This window comes from Streptomyces sp. enrichment culture, from assembly GCF_964273145.1.
GTDB lineage: Bacteria > Actinomycetota > Actinomycetes > Streptomycetales > Streptomycetaceae > Streptomyces.
Window position 1 is genome coordinate 2,932,851 of record NZ_OZ186873.1, and the last position, 13,318, is coordinate 2,946,168.

12 protein-coding genes and 1 riboswitch are annotated in these 13,318 nt (G+C 72.6%); of the genes, 4 read left to right on the forward strand and 8 right to left on the reverse strand.

Translation table 11 applies throughout. The features are described from left to right. Positions 1–120 precede the first annotated feature (120 nt). The 4 genes from groL to thrC form a co-directional block, all read right to left on the reverse strand. A complete protein-coding gene (groL, locus tag ACSU6Z_RS13170; protein ID WP_437018485.1) occupies positions 121–1,743 on the reverse strand; it encodes a chaperonin GroEL in 1,623 nt (540 codons plus the stop codon). 409 nt (positions 1,744–2,152) lie between these two features. Then, positions 2,153–2,356 (reverse strand): cold-shock protein, encoded by a 204-nt coding sequence (locus ACSU6Z_RS13175; protein ID WP_010035953.1) that lies wholly within the window; start codon positions 2,354–2,356, stop codon positions 2,153–2,155. A 438-nt stretch (positions 2,357–2,794) separates the two neighbouring features. Next, positions 2,795–3,070 (reverse strand): MoaD/ThiS family protein, encoded by a 276-nt coding sequence (locus ACSU6Z_RS13180; RefSeq protein ID WP_356862856.1) that lies wholly within the window; start codon positions 3,068–3,070, stop codon positions 2,795–2,797. Positions 3,071–3,143: 73 nt separating this feature from the next. Then, on the reverse strand, positions 3,144–4,424 hold the full coding sequence (gene thrC / locus ACSU6Z_RS13185) for a threonine synthase (protein WP_437045508.1): 1,281 nt from the start codon (positions 4,422–4,424) through the stop codon (positions 3,144–3,146). 18 nt (positions 4,425–4,442) lie between these two features. After that, positions 4,443–4,584: riboswitch (SAM riboswitch) on the reverse strand. Between the two features lie 216 nt (positions 4,585–4,800). On the opposite strand from thrC, the gene ACSU6Z_RS13190 reads away from it, so the two are divergent. Beyond that, positions 4,801–5,745, forward strand: coding sequence for a glucosyl-3-phosphoglycerate synthase (locus ACSU6Z_RS13190; RefSeq protein ID WP_437045510.1), 945 nt, complete (start codon positions 4,801–4,803; stop codon positions 5,743–5,745). Between the two features lie 24 nt (positions 5,746–5,769). Here ACSU6Z_RS13190 and ACSU6Z_RS13195 read toward each other — a convergent pair whose 3' ends face one another. Then, entirely contained in the window at positions 5,770–6,489 is a 720-nt protein-coding gene (locus ACSU6Z_RS13195; protein ID WP_437045512.1) for a hypothetical protein, read from the reverse strand. Positions 6,490–6,655: 166 nt separating this feature from the next. On the opposite strand from ACSU6Z_RS13195, the gene ACSU6Z_RS13200 reads away from it, so the two are divergent. Beyond that, positions 6,656–8,059, forward strand: coding sequence for an alpha,alpha-trehalose-phosphate synthase (UDP-forming) (locus tag ACSU6Z_RS13200; protein WP_437045514.1), 1,404 nt, complete (start codon positions 6,656–6,658; stop codon positions 8,057–8,059). A 113-nt stretch (positions 8,060–8,172) separates the two neighbouring features. On the opposite strand, the gene otsB is transcribed toward ACSU6Z_RS13200, so the two are convergent. The 3 genes from otsB to ACSU6Z_RS13215 all read right to left on the reverse strand — a co-directional run bounded on the left by otsB (position 8,173) and on the right by ACSU6Z_RS13215 (position 10,916). Then, the gene (otsB, locus tag ACSU6Z_RS13205; RefSeq protein ID WP_437045516.1) at positions 8,173–9,072 is read right to left on the reverse strand and encodes a trehalose-phosphatase; all 900 of its coding nucleotides are present in this window, start codon (positions 9,070–9,072) and stop codon (positions 8,173–8,175) included. A 9-nt stretch (positions 9,073–9,081) separates the two neighbouring features. Then, positions 9,082–9,567 carry a DUF3263 domain-containing protein gene (locus tag ACSU6Z_RS13210; RefSeq protein ID WP_437045518.1) on the reverse strand — a complete coding sequence of 162 codons (486 nt, stop codon included), beginning with the start codon at positions 9,565–9,567 and terminating at the stop codon, positions 9,082–9,084. Between the two features lie 86 nt (positions 9,568–9,653). Beyond that, positions 9,654–10,916: an ABC transporter substrate-binding protein gene (locus ACSU6Z_RS13215; RefSeq protein WP_437045520.1), complete on the reverse strand. Its 1,263-nt coding sequence runs from the start codon at positions 10,914–10,916 to the stop codon at positions 9,654–9,656. 207 nt (positions 10,917–11,123) lie between these two features. Here ACSU6Z_RS13215 and ACSU6Z_RS13220 point away from each other — a divergent pair, with 207 nt between their 5' ends. Then, the gene (locus ACSU6Z_RS13220; RefSeq protein WP_437045522.1) at positions 11,124–12,071 is read left to right on the forward strand and encodes an ROK family protein; all 948 of its coding nucleotides are present in this window, start codon (positions 11,124–11,126) and stop codon (positions 12,069–12,071) included. After that, positions 12,071–13,216, forward strand: coding sequence for an N-acetylglucosamine-6-phosphate deacetylase (gene nagA / locus ACSU6Z_RS13225; protein ID WP_437045524.1), 1,146 nt, complete (start codon positions 12,071–12,073; stop codon positions 13,214–13,216). Before ACSU6Z_RS13220 ends, nagA begins: the two co-directional genes overlap by 1 nt. The last annotated feature ends 102 nt before the right edge of the window (positions 13,217–13,318 follow it).

Below are 13,318 nucleotides of genomic sequence, written 5' to 3' on the forward strand. Positions count from 1 at the left end.
AGGCCCCGGGCCTCCTCGTCGCCGATCGGGCCGGGCCCCGGACGCGCCCGAGGGCGGCACCCCCTGTCTCCAGGGGGTGCCGCCCTCGGTACGAAAGGACGGAACCGATCCTCGGAAGGATCAGAAGTCCATGTCACCGCCCGGCATGCCGCCGCCGGCCGGGGCAGCGGCCTTCTCCGGCTTGTCGGCGATGACGGCCTCGGTGGTGAGGAACAGCGCGGCGATGGAGGCGGCGTTCTGCAGCGCGGAACGGGTCACCTTCGCCGGGTCGATGATGCCTTCCTTGACCAGGTCGACGTACTCGCCGGTCGCGGCGTTCAGGCCGTGACCCGGGGTCAGGTTGCGCACCTTCTCCACCACGACGCCGCCCTCGAGGCCGGCGTTGACGGCGATCTGCTTCAGCGGGGCCTCGAGCGCCAGCTTGACGGCGGCGGCACCGGTGGCCTCGTCGCCCTCCAGCTCCAGCTTCTCGAACACCTGGGAGGCCTGGAGCAGGGCCACGCCACCACCGGCGACGATGCCCTCCTCGACGGCCGCCTTCGCGTTGCGGACGGCGTCCTCGATGCGGTGCTTGCGCTCCTTGAGCTCGACCTCGGTGGCGGCACCGGCCTTGATGACGGCCACGCCGCCCGCGAGCTTGGCCAGGCGCTCCTGGAGCTTCTCGCGGTCGTAGTCGGAGTCGCTGTTCTCGATCTCGGCGCGGATCTGGTTCACGCGGCCCTGGACCTGCTCCGCGGAGCCGGCACCGTCGACGATGGTGGTCTCGTCCTTGGTGATGACCACCTTGCGGGCCTTGCCCAGCAGGTCGAGGGTGGCGTTCTCCAGCTTGAGGCCGACCTCCTCGGAGATGACCTCGCCGCCCGTGAGGATGGCGATGTCGCCGAGCATGGCCTTGCGGCGGTCGCCGAAGCCCGGGGCCTTGACGGCGACGGACTTGAAGGTGCCGCGGATCTTGTTGACGACCAGGGTCGACAGGGCCTCGCCCTCGACGTCCTCGGCGATGATCAGCAGCGGCTTGCCCGACTGCATGACCTTCTCCAGGAGCGGGAGCAGGTCCTTGACCGCGGAGATCTTGGAGTTGGCGATCAGGATGTACGGGTCGTCGAGGACGGCCTCCATACGCTCCATGTCGGTGGCGAAGTACGCCGAGATGTAGCCCTTGTCGAAGCGCATACCCTCGGTGAGCTCCAGCTCCAGACCGAAGGTCTGGGACTCCTCGACGGTGATGACGCCTTCCTTGCCGACCTTGTCCATGGCCTCGGCGATGAGCTCGCCGATCTGGGTGTCGGCGGCGGAGATGGAGGCCGTGGAGGCGATCTGCTCCTTGGTCTCGACGTCCTTCGCCTGCTCCAGCAGGGCGGCGGAGACGGCCTCGACGGCCTTCTCGATACCGCGCTTCAGAGCCATCGGGTTGGCGCCGGCGGCGACGTTGCGCAGGCCCTCGCGGACCAGCGCCTGGGCGAGAACGGTCGCGGTGGTCGTACCGTCACCGGCGACGTCGTCCGTCTTCTTGGCGACTTCCTTGACCAGCTCGGCGCCGATCTTCTCGTACGGGTCCTCGAGCTCGATCTCCTTGGCGATGGAGACACCGTCGTTGGTGATCGTGGGCGCGCCCCACTTCTTCTCGAGGACGACGTTGCGGCCCTTGGGGCCGAGCGTCACCTTGACGGCGTCCGCGAGCTGGTTCATGCCGCGCTCGAGGCCGCGCCGCGCCTCCTCGTCGAACGCGATGATCTTGGCCATGTGAAGTGGTCCCTCCAGGACTGGGGGTGATTCCTTCGGACCGCGCCCGCGCCCGCGACGGACGGCTCGCCGGCCTCGTGGTTCCTTGCCCCACCCGGCCTGCGGGCCTCACCGACCCGGTCCTTCGCTGTCACTCTCACCTTCAGAGTGCTAACGCCAATGATTAGCACTCGGGCATGGCGAGTGCAAGCGCCTTCGGGGGAGCGGCGGGGCACTCAGCCGCGCGCGAACAGGCGCACACCGGTCCGGGCGCGGTGGCGGGCATGGTGCCGGGACACGGCGGGCGGGGTGCCGAGCGCGATGGCGGGCGCGGTGGCGGGACACGGCGGACGGACATGACGCAGGGCCCGCACCCGTGACGGGTGCGGGCCCTGCGGAGAAGACCGTTCGCTTGCGGTCGGCCGCGCGTTCAGGCAGAGACGCGGACCATGTCGGCCTGCGGGCCCTTCTGGCCCTGCGAGATCTCGAACTCGACCCGCTGGCCCTCTTCCAGGGTGCGGTAGCCGTCCATCTGGATCGCGCTGTAGTGGACGAAAACATCCGCACCACCGTCGACCGCGATGAAGCCGTACCCCTTCTCCGCGTTGAACCACTTGACGGTGCCCTGAGCCATGCCTAACTCCCCTATTACTGGCCCTTGCACAGATCCACACTTCGCGGATCCGGGTCAGACCTCACCCCCCAACGACTGGGGGCGTGCGCCGGAACGCGTCGACCGCGGCCGAATGTATCTGTCCCACTGCCGTCTGCAACAGGTCAATCGGACGAGAATTCCGGACGCGCGCGGTCCGGAATGTGGCGTGAATTCGGCAGAATGCGGGGCAAGTCGGGCTGCACATAAGGCACGAAAGCCGCAAAAGGCGCCCACATTTTGGCTACATCTTGTCGGGCGAGCGGCAGGAATCCGGGGTTCCGCACCGGAAGATCGGCATCGCGTTCCCCAACTGTACCGCGCTCAATCACATGGAATTGCCCCCTCCGCTTCTCTCGCGGAGGGGGCTGCGGGAGGGGCGCCGGGCGACCGCCGTCACCGGGGGCCGGCGGGCCCCGGTCAGCCGCCGGCGACCGCCGGGATGATGGACACGCCCGCCCCGTCGGGGGTGGCCGTCTCCAGGCCCTGCTCGAAGCGGACGTCGTCGTCGTTGACGTAGACGTTGACGAAGCGGCGCAGCTTGCCCTGGTCGTCCAGGACGCGGGCGGCGATGCCGGTGTGGTTCTTCTCCAGGTCGGCGATGACCTCGGCGAGGGTCGCGCCCTCGGCGCTCACCTCGGCCCGGCCGCCGGTGTAGGTGCGCAGGATGGTGGGGATGCGGACGGTGACGCTCACGGGGAAATCCTCCGGTGGGGGTGACGTACGTGGGGGGCGCGGACCGGGGCGGACGGGGGTCCGGCGACAGGGCCTAGGCGAGACCGGCCTCGCGGAACGAGTCCAGGGTGGGCCGGATCGTCGCGGTCACACCGGTGCCGGCCACCGCGTCGAGGGTCTTCAGGCCGTCGCCGGTGTTGAGGACGACGGTCGTCTTCGCCGGGTCCAGGACGCCGTTCTCGATCAGCTTGCGCGTCACGCCCACGGTCACACCGCCGGCGGTCTCGGCGAAGACGCCCTCGGTCCGGGCGAGCAGCCTGATCGCGTCCACGACCTGCTCGTCGGTGACGTCCTCCACCGCGCCGCCCGTGCGGCGCGCGATGTCGAGGACGTACGGGCCGTCGGCCGGGTTGCCGATGGCGAGGGACTTGGCGATCGTGTCCGGCTTCTGCGGGCGCACCACGTCGTGGCCGGCCTTGAAGGCGGTGGACACCGGGGAGCAGCCCTCGGCCTGCGCGCCGAAGATCTTGTACGGCCGGTCCTCGACCAGCCCGAGCTCGATCAGCTCCCGCAGTCCCTTGTCGATCTTCGTGAGCTGGGAGCCGGAGGCGATCGGGACGACGATCTGGTCGGGCAGCCGCCAGCCGAGCTGCTCGCAGATCTCGTACGCGAGGGTCTTGGAACCCTCCGCGTAGTAGGGGCGGAGGTTGACGTTGACGAAGCCCCAGCCCTCGCCGGCCGGGTCGCCGATCAGCTCCGAGCAGAAGCGGTTCACGTCGTCGTAGTTGCCCTCGATGCCGACGAGCTCGCCGCCGTAGACGGCGGCCATGACGACCTTGCCCTGCTCCAGGTCGTGCGGGATGAACACGCAGGAGCGGAAGCCGGCGCGGGCGGCGGCGGCGCCGACGGCGCCGGCCAGGTTGCCGGTGGAGGAGCAGGACAGCGTCGTGAAGCCGAAGGCGCGGGCGGCCTCCAGGGCCTGGGCGACGACGCGGTCCTTGAAGGAGTGGGTCGGGTTGCCGGAGTCGTCCTTGACGTACAGGCCGCCGGTGACGCCGAGTTCGCGGGCGAGGCGGTCGGCCTTGACGAGCCTGGTCCAGCCGGGGTTGAGGTTCGGCTTGTCGGCCACGTCGGCGGGTACCGGCAGGAGGGGGGCGTAACGCCAGATGTTCGCGGGACCCGCTTCGATGCGCTTGCGGAGCTCTTCGGCGTCGTGGCCCGAGAAGTCGTAGGCGACCTCCAGCGGGCCGAAACACTCCTCGCAGGCGAAGACCGGGCCGAGCGGGACGCGGTGGCCGCACTCCCGGCAGGAGAGCGCCGCGGCGGGCCCGAGGTCGACGGAGGCGGAAGTGGTTGCGACGGTCTGCACAGCCATGTGAGGCGAGGCCCTTTCTCCTCATCTTCCTCGCGGCGCACCTCGCCGCGAGACGGATTTGGCACCTTCCCTAGCCGGGAGCCTCGCTCCTGAACGAGAACCGACTGGAGGGTTGCCGGGGCTTCATCGGGCCGTGTCCCTCTGCCCCTCTGGATGAGCTGTATGCGGTTGTGTGAATGTGCGCGAACACGGGCGGACAAGGAGGATCGTGACCCCCGACATGCGATGGTCACCCGTGTTGCTCAAGACTGTAACCGAAGGCCAGGACGGTTGAGGGAGCCGTCCGAACCGCGAGATGGATCACACCGGACCGCCGAGAGAACCGGACCGCCGAGAGAACCGGACCGCCGGGGAGAGAGCGAAGGAGCCGTCGACCATGCTGGAAGAAGTCGAGCGCTGGCTGAGCGCACGCTCCTGGTCCCTGTCCGACCGACCGCTCCAGCAGATCCTGGCCGCCAAGCGCGCCACGGGGCAGTCGGTCAGCGTCGTCCTCCCCGCCCTCGACGAGGAGGAGACCGTCGGCGACATCGTCGCCGCCATCCGCCGCGACCTGGTGCTGCGGGCACCGCTCGTCGACGAGCTGGTCGTGATCAACTCCGGCTCCACCGACCGCACCGCCGAAGTGGCCGCCGCGGCGGGCGCGCGCGTGGTCCACCGCGACGAGATCCTCCCGCGCATCCCGGCCGTGCCCGGCAAGGGCGAGGTGCTGTGGCGCTCGCTGATGGTCACCAGCGGCGACCTCGTCTGCTTCGTCGACGCCGACCTGCGGGAGTTCTCCTCCGACTTCGTCACCGGCATCGTCGGCCCGCTGCTCACCGACCCGGACGTGCACCTCGTCAAGGCCATGTACGACCGTCCGCTGGGCGGCGCGGCCGGGCAGGGCGGCCGGGTCACCGAGCTGATGGCGCGCCCGCTGCTGAACATGCACTGGCCGCAGCTGGCCGGATTCGTGCAGCCGCTGGGCGGCGAGTACGCGGCCCGCCGCTCCCTGCTGGAACGGCTTCCCTTCCCCGTCGGCTACGGCGTGGAGCTCGGCATGCTCGTCGACGCCCTGCACCTGGTGGGCCTGGGCGCCCTCGCCCAGGTCGACGTGGGCGTGCGCAAGCACCGCCACCAGGACGGCCAGGCGCTGGGCCGGATGGCCGCCGCCATCTACCGCACCGCCCAGCTCCGCCTGGCCCGCGGCCACCTGGTGCGGCCCTCCCTCACCCAGTTCGAGCGCGGCGAGAACGGCTTCGAGCCGCGGACGTACCCCGTGGACACCGAGGAGAGGCCGCCGATGGCGGGGATCGCGGAGTACGCGGCGCGGAAGGTGGCGTGAACGCCCCGGAACCCGTGGTTCGCGTCAGCCGACGGCGCCGTCCGACCAGCGCCAGCGACCGGAGCCGTCCTGGCTGCAGGTCAGGTACTCGCCGCCCCGGCCGTAGGTGCTCAGACCGTGGTGACGGTTGGCGCAGAACTGACCGTCGGCGTAGCAGTTGCCCGCGGGGCTGGTGATCGCGCAGGCCGTGCCTCCGCCACCCCCGGTCGAACCGCCGCTGGCCGACGATCCGCTCCCACTCCCGGTGCCGGCCTCGCGCGTCGGCTCCGGCGTGTGCAGCAGCCGTCCCGCGCAGTCGCGGCCGTTGCGGGGGACGGTGAACGCCACGTCGTAGGAGGCGCCGTCGGAACCGTCGATCTGGTCGCAGACCTCCTCGTCCGCCGCCCAGGAGGAGGCCCGCTGCCCGCCGCCGTCCCGCGACAGTCCGGTGCCCTGGAGGTAGACGGCGTAGCGCAACCCACCGGACTCGGCCGCGGCGATCGCCTTTCCGATGCTCGCGCCGGTGAGGTCCCTCAACGGGACGACGGCCGGCGTCGGCGTGCCGCCGGGGGACGTCTCCGGGCCGGTGCCGCTCGGCGAAGCGGTGGCGGTGGCAGAGGCAGTGGCGGTGGTGGTGGAGGCGGACGTGGAAGGCTTGTCCGCCGTCGTGTCGGCGCTCCCGCCTCCGCATCCGGCCAGGGTGAGCGCGCCGGCCCCCACCAGCGCTGCCGCGCCGAGGAGTCGGCGGACGCGTATGAAGTGCATGGATCCTCCCCCAGAGGTCCCGTACATGTCACGGGACACCTAATGAAACGTGTATCTCACATCTTTTAACTGCGCACAGGGTTCCCACAAGGTTTCCGGTGAATTCACAGTCGCGATGGCGCTCGCGAACGTTTGAGCGTTTCCGGGCCGGGCTAGGTTGAGGCGTATGGCTTCAACGTTCGGTACTGCTCAGGTGCTGGTGGCCTCCAACCGGGGACCGGTGTCGTACCAGGTGGAGGAGGACGGCTCGCTCACCGCGAAACGCGGGGGCGGCGGGCTGGTCTCCGGACTGTCGGCCATCGGGCCGGACGCGGGCGCGCTGTGGGTGTGCTCGGCGCTGTCCGACGGCGACCGGGAGGCGGTGCGGCGCGGGGCCGGCGAGGACGGCGTGCGGATGCTGGACATCCCCGCCGACGTGCACGCCGGCGCCTACAACGGCATCGCCAACTCCGTGCTGTGGTTCGTCCACCACATGCTCTACCAGACGCCGCTGGAGCCGGTCTTCGACGCGGAGTTCCGGCGGCAGTGGGCCTCGTACGAGGCGTACAACCGGGCCTTCGCGAAGGCGCTGGCCGAGGAGGCCGCCGAGGGCGCGGTCGCGATCGTGCAGGACTACCACCTGACGCTGGTGCCGGGGATGCTCCGGGAGCTGCGGCCCGACCTGCGCATCGGGCACTTCTCGCACACGCCGTGGGCGCCGCCGGAGTACTTCCGGATGCTGCCCGACGACGTGGCCGCACAGGTCCTGAAGGGGATGCTGGGCGCGGACCGGCTCGGGTTCCTCACCCACCGCTGGGCGCAGGCGTTCACCGCCTGCTGCGAGGCGTTCGCCGGGGGGCTCGGCACCACCCGGGTCGGTGTGCACGGGCTCGGCGCGGACGCGGAGTTCCTGCGGCGCCGCTCGCACGAGGCGGACGTCGGCGAGCGGATGGCGGCGCTGCGCCAGGAGATCGGCACGGGCCCGGACGGGAGCCCCCGCAAGACGATCGTGCGCGTGGACCGCACCGAGCTGTCAAAGAACATCGTGCGCGGGCTGCTGGCCTACCGGCAGTTGCTGGAGGACCGCCCCGAGTGGCGGGAGCGGGTCGTGCACGTCGCGTTCGCCTACCCCTCCCGGCAGGACCTCGCGGTGTACCGGGACTACACGGCCGAGGTGCAGCGGCTGGCGGCCGAGATCAACGAGCAGTACGGGACGCCGGGCTGGACGCCGGTGGTGCTGCACGTCAAGGACGACTTCGCGCGGTCGCTGGCGGCCTACCGGCTGGCCGACGTGGCGCTGGTCAACCCCATCCGGGACGGCATGAACCTGGTCGCGAAGGAGGTGCCGGTCGTCTCCGACGAGGGCTGCGCGCTGGTGCTGTCCCGGGAGGCGGGGGCGTACGAGGAGCTGGGCGAGGACGCGTTCGTGGTGAACCCCTACGACGTGGTGGGCACGGCGCGGGCCCTGCACGAGGCGCTGAGCGTGCCGGCGGGCGAGCGGGCCGAGCGGAGCAAGCGACTGGCGGCCGCGGCCACGGCGCTGCCGCCGGGGCGGTGGTTCCTGGACCAGCTGGAGGCGCTGCGGGGCTGAGCCGCCCGGGCCCGGAGGACCGGCGGGACGAGCGGGACGAGCGGGACGAGCGGGACGAGCGGAAGGGGCGGGCACCGCACGGGGTGCCCGCCCCGGTGGTTTCCGGGACGGCCTCAGGCGAGGCGGGCCGCCAGGCTCCGCAGCAGGTCCACCACCCCCGCCGGGCCGTCCACCACCAGGTCGGCCCGCTCCCGCAGCTCCGTCACCTCGTCGCTGCCGCTGCACACCAGCAGGCCGGGCGTGCCGGCGGCGCGGAGGCCGTCGACGGCCGCGTAGGCGGGGAGGTCGCCGAGGTCGTCACCGGCGTAGAGGACGGACCCGGCGCCGATCGCGCGGACGTACTCGGTCAGGGCGACGCCCTTGTCCATGCCCGGCGGGCGCAGTTCCAGGACCATCCGCCCCGGCTCGACGACCAGGCCGTGGCGGGCGGCCAGGCCGGCCAGGGGCTCGCGCAGGGCCTCGAAGGCGGCCTGCGGATCGGTGGCGCGGCGGGTGTGGACGGCGAACGCGCGGCCCTTCTCCTCGATCCACGTGCCCTGCCCCGCCCCGGCCCTCTCCAGCAGGTCCGGCAGTTCGGCGCGGGCGGCGGCGACCCCGGGGTGGGGGTCGGGGGCGGTGATCCCGCCGGTGGCGGCGTCCCAACGTTCGGCGCCGTAGTGGCCGAGGACGACGAGGTGTTCCAGGCCGGGCACGCCCGAGAAGCCGCCGTACCGGACGGCGACCTCGGCCGGACGGCCGGTGACCACCGCGACGGCGGCGACCTGCGGGGCGAGGGCCGCGAGCGCCGGTACGGCGCCGGGGTGGGCGCGGGCCCGGTCGGGGTCCGGCACGATCGGGGCGAGCGTGCCGTCGAAGTCCAGCGCGACCACCGCGCGGCCGGGGCGCGCGAGGAGGGCGTCCAGCCCCTCCCGCCCGGCCTCGGTCGCGGGTGCCGGCAGGTCGTTCACGGGATGGCCCGCGGAGGGGACCGCGGCGTACGGGGAGTCGTCGGTGGAGTCCTTGTGGCTGCCCATAGGGCGAACCTATCCCCGGCGGGCCGCCCCTACGCCCCCGGGACCCGCCGACCATAAGCGCTCCGCCCGGCGGGCCTCGCGGACCCGGCGGAGCCGGTTCACCGTCACCGGGTCGAGGGCGAGGGCCCGCGGGTCGTCGAGCAGGGCGTTGAGCAGCTGGTAGTAGCGGACGGGGGCCAGTCCCAGCTCCTCCCGTATGGCGCGCTCCTTCGCGCCGGGGCCGGGGAAGCCGCGGCGTTCGAGCGCGAGGACGCGCCGCTCCCGCCGGCCGAGCTCCCGGGACTCCCCGGGCTTCCCGGACCCCCCGGGCTCCCCGGGCTCCCCGGACTCCGCGAGCTCCCCGGACTCCCCGGGCTCCCCGGGCTCCCCGGGCTCCGCGAGCTTCTCGGGCTCCCCGGACTCCGCGAGCTCCTCCGGCACCGCGGGCTCCCCGGACTCCCCGGGCTCCGCGGGCTTCTCGGGCTCCGCGGGCTCCGCGGGCTTCTCCTGCTCCATGCCCGCCACCGTAACGCGCGGCACCGACAGCGGGCGGCGGCGGACGGGGCGTCCCGTCCGCTCCGCGCTCCCGGTGCCGCCCGGCGCTACTCCGCGCTCTCGGCCCGGTTCGCCGTGGCCTGGATGCCGCCGAGCACGGTCGCCGGGGAGGCGCCGGGGGCGACCGCCTGGCCGATCCGCTTCTTGATCTCCGCGCTGACCTCGGCCCAGGAGACCTTGCCGACCGGGTACAGCTCGGAGACCAGCAGCTCGTTCAGGAACGGCCGCAGCGCCTTGTCCCGGGCGGACGTGCTCATGGTCTCGGAGGCGGAGGTGGTGACCGGCAACAGGTCGTACTTGCGCGAGAAGCCGAGGACGCTGTCGTCGCTGTAGACGAAGTCCAGGAAGTCGCCTATCTCCTCCTGGTGGCCGTTCCGCTTGAAGGCCGTCATCCAGTCGGTGACGCCGAGGGTCGCCTTGCTCTCGCCCTCCACGCCCGGGGTGGGCACCATGCCGAACTCCACGCCCTTGGCGGTGGCGGCCTTCATGAGCGAGGGGTGCCCGTTGAGCATGCCGACGTCGCCGTCGGCGAACGCCGCGAAGGCGGCGGCCCGGTTGAGCTTGCCGGGGGCGACCGGACCGGTGAGGCCCTTGCCGACCAGCTCGTCCTTGAGCCAGGTGAAGGCGGCGACGTTCTCGCTGGAGTCGATGCGGTAGGTGCCGGCCGTCGTGGTGTAGCCGCCGTTGCCGCTGAGCATCCACTGCATGGTCTCGGCCTGTGCCTCCTCGGGGCCCAGCGGCAGCGCGTAGGGGTACTTCACGCCCTGCTCCTTCAGCACCCCGGCGGCCCGGGCGAGGTCGTCCCAGGTCTTGGGCGGGGTGAGTCCGGCCTCGGCGAAGAGGGTCTTGTTGTAGAAGAGCACGCGGGTGGAGGCCGCGAACGGCATGCCGTACTGCACGCCCCTGACCTGGCCCGCGCTCGCCAGCTGGGAGACGAAGTTGGCCTGGACGGGGATGGAGAGCAGGTCGTCGGCCCGGTAGAGCAGGTCCTTGTCCGCGTAGTCGGCGTAGGCGCCGATCTGCGCCATGTCGGGTGCCTGGCCCGCGTCGACCATCTCCCGGACCTTGCGGTCGACGTCGTTCCAGGAGTAGACGGTGACGTCGATCTCCACGCCGGGGTGCTCGGCCTCGTACGCCTTCACCAGGTCGTCCCAGTACTTCCGGGAGCTGTTGGCCTTGCTGTCGCCGTAGTCGGCGGCGACGAGCTTCAAGGTCACGTCGGAGCCTCCCACGAGGCCGCAGCCACCGAGGACCGCCGTCAGGCCCAGTGCGGCCACCGCCGCGATCGTTCCCGTCCTAAGCCGCTGCACCGATTACGCCCCAACCTTGCCTTGCGTCGCGCGAGGGCCGACAGAGAACCGACAGGGAACCCACAGGGACCCGGCAGGGGACCGGAGGGAACCGAGGGAAACGGACTCTGAAGCTCCACGACGCGAAATCTTCGAGATTGCAGCCCTAAGGTCTACACCACCGAAGTGGACTAGACCTCTTGCGGGTGGACGGGCCACACTGTCCCCGTGAGACATGTCATCGCCCTCGATGTGGGCGGCACCGGGATCAAGGCCGCCCTGGTCGGCGCCGGGGGCGAACTGCTCCACCGGGCCCGCCGGGCCACCGGCCGCGAGCGCGGCCCCGGAGCGGTCGTCACGGGCGTCCTGGACTTCGCCGCCGAGCTGCGCGCCCTGGGCGCCGACCGGTTCGGCGAGCCCGCCCGCGCCGTCGGCCTCGCCGTCCCCGGCATCGTCGACGAACGGCACGGCACCGCCGTCTACGCGGCCAACCTCGGCTGGCGCGACGTCCCCCTGCGCGCCCTGCTCGCCGAGCGGCTGGACGGCCTGCCCGTCGCCCTCGGCCACGACGTGCGCACCGGCGGCCTCGCCGAGGGCCGCGTCGGCGCCGGACGCGGAGCCGACCGGTTCCTGTTCGTGCCGCTGGGCACCGGCATCGCGGGCGCCATCGGCATCGACGGCCGGGTGGAGGCGGGCGCCCACGGCTTCGCCGGGGAGATCGGCCACATCGTCGTACGGCCCCGGGGCGAGCCCTGCCCGTGCGGGCAGCGCGGCTGCCTGGAGCGGTACGCCTCCGCCGGCGCCGTCGGCCGGGCCTGGGCGGCGGCCTGCGGCGACGCGGACGCGGACGCGGCCGACTGCGCCAGGGCCGCGCAGTCCGGGGACGCGCGGGCCCGGCGCGTGTGGCGGGACGCCGTGGAGGCGCTCGCCGACGGGCTGGTCACCGCGCTCACCCTGCTGGACCCGCGCACCCTGATCATCGGTGGCGGCCTCGCCGAGGCGGGGGAAACCTTGTTCACACCGCTGCGGGACGCCGTCCGGCGGCGCGTCACCTTCCAGAAGCTGCCCGAGATCGTCCCCGCGGCCCTGGGGGACGCCGCCGGATGCCTCGGTGCCGGGCTCATGGCCTGGGACCTGCTGCACTCCCCCACCACTCCCCCGGAGGTAACCGCCTGATGGCCCCCAGCAAGCTCCTCGCCGGCGCCCGGGTGGTCCTGCCCACCGGCACCGTGGACGACGGCCGCCTGGCCGTCGAGGGCACCCGCATCGCCGCCGAGGCCCCGCCCGGCGCCGAGGTCGTCGACCTCACCGGCCACTGGGTGGTCCCCGGCTTCGTCGACCTGCACAACCACGGCGGCGGCGGCGCCTCCTTCGCCGGCGGCACCCCCGAGGAGATCCTCCAGGGCATCCGCACCCACCGCCTGCACGGCACCACCACCCTGGTCGCCTCCGCCGTCACCGGCGACCTGGACTTCCTCGCCCGGCACGCCCGCGTCCTCGCCGAACTGGCCGAGCAGGGCGAGATCGCCGGCATCCACTTCGAGGGGCCGTTCATCTCCCCCTGCCGCAAGGGAGCCCACGACGAGGCGCTGCTGCGCGACCCCGATCCGGCGGAGGTCCGCAAGCTGATCGACGCCGCGCACGGCCACGCGAAGATGATGACCCTCGCCACCGAGCTGCCCGGCGGCCTGGACTCGGTACGGCTGCTCACCGAGCACGGCGTGATCGCGGCGGTCGGGCACACCGACGCCACCTACGAGCAGACGCTCCGGGCCATCGACGCCGGCGCCACGGTCGCCACACACCTGTTCAACGCGATGCCGCCGCTCGGCCACCGCGCCCCCGGCCCGATCGCCGCGCTGCTGGAGGACGAGCGGGTCACCGTCGAGCTGATCAACGACGGCACGCACCTGCACCCGGCCGCCCTGCGCCTGGCCTTCCACCACGCGGGCGCCGCCCGGGTCGCCTTCGTCACCGACGCGATGGACGCGGCCGGCTTCGGCGACGGCCGCTACATGCTCGGCCCCATGGAGGTCGAGGTCGCCGACGGCGTGGCCCGGCTGGTCGAGGGCGGCTCGATCGCCGGCTCCACGCTCACCCTGGACCGCGCCTTCCAGCGGGCGGTGACGGTGGACGGGCTGCCGGTGGAGGACGTGGTCGCGGCGATCTCCGCCAACCCGGCCCGGCTGCTGGGCCTGGACGACCGGATCGGCTCCCTGGAGCCCGGCAAGGACGCCGACCTGGTGGTCCTCGACGCCGGCTTCGCCCTCAAGGGCGTCATGCGCCGGGGCGCGTGGGTGGTCGATCCCCAACTGGGCTGATCCGTCCCGTTCGCGGGTACGGCGGCCGGTCGCGGGACTGGGCCGGCCGCCGTCTCTTTGGCATGATCGACCCCCCGGAGACCCTCCGGGAACCACATGTCG

Bases quoted from the DNA above. Each gene is read 5' to 3' on its own strand.
- ACSU6Z_RS13175 (WP_010035953.1), bottom strand. From the start codon at position 2,356: ATGGCTCAGGGCACCGTCAAGTGGTTCAACGCGGAGAAGGGGTACGGC.
- groL (WP_437018485.1), bottom strand. From the start codon at position 1,743: ATGGCCAAGATCATCGCGTTCGACGAGGAGGCGCGGCGCGGCCTCGAG.
- nagA (WP_437045524.1), top strand. From the start codon at position 12,071: ATGGCCCCCAGCAAGCTCCTCGCCGGCGCCCGGGTGGTCCTGCCCACC.
- thrC (WP_437045508.1), bottom strand. From the start codon at position 4,424: ATGGCTGTGCAGACCGTCGCAACCACTTCCGCCTCCGTCGACCTCGGG.
- otsB (WP_437045516.1), bottom strand. From the start codon at position 9,072: ATGGGCAGCCACAAGGACTCCACCGACGACTCCCCGTACGCCGCGGTC.
- ACSU6Z_RS13195 (WP_437045512.1), bottom strand. From the start codon at position 6,489: ATGCACTTCATACGCGTCCGCCGACTCCTCGGCGCGGCAGCGCTGGTG.
- ACSU6Z_RS13200 (WP_437045514.1), top strand. From the start codon at position 6,656: ATGGCTTCAACGTTCGGTACTGCTCAGGTGCTGGTGGCCTCCAACCGG.
- ACSU6Z_RS13210 (WP_437045518.1), bottom strand. From the start codon at position 9,567: ATGGAGCAGGAGAAGCCCGCGGAGCCCGCGGAGCCCGAGAAGCCCGCG.
- ACSU6Z_RS13190 (WP_437045510.1), top strand. From the start codon at position 4,801: ATGCTGGAAGAAGTCGAGCGCTGGCTGAGCGCACGCTCCTGGTCCCTG.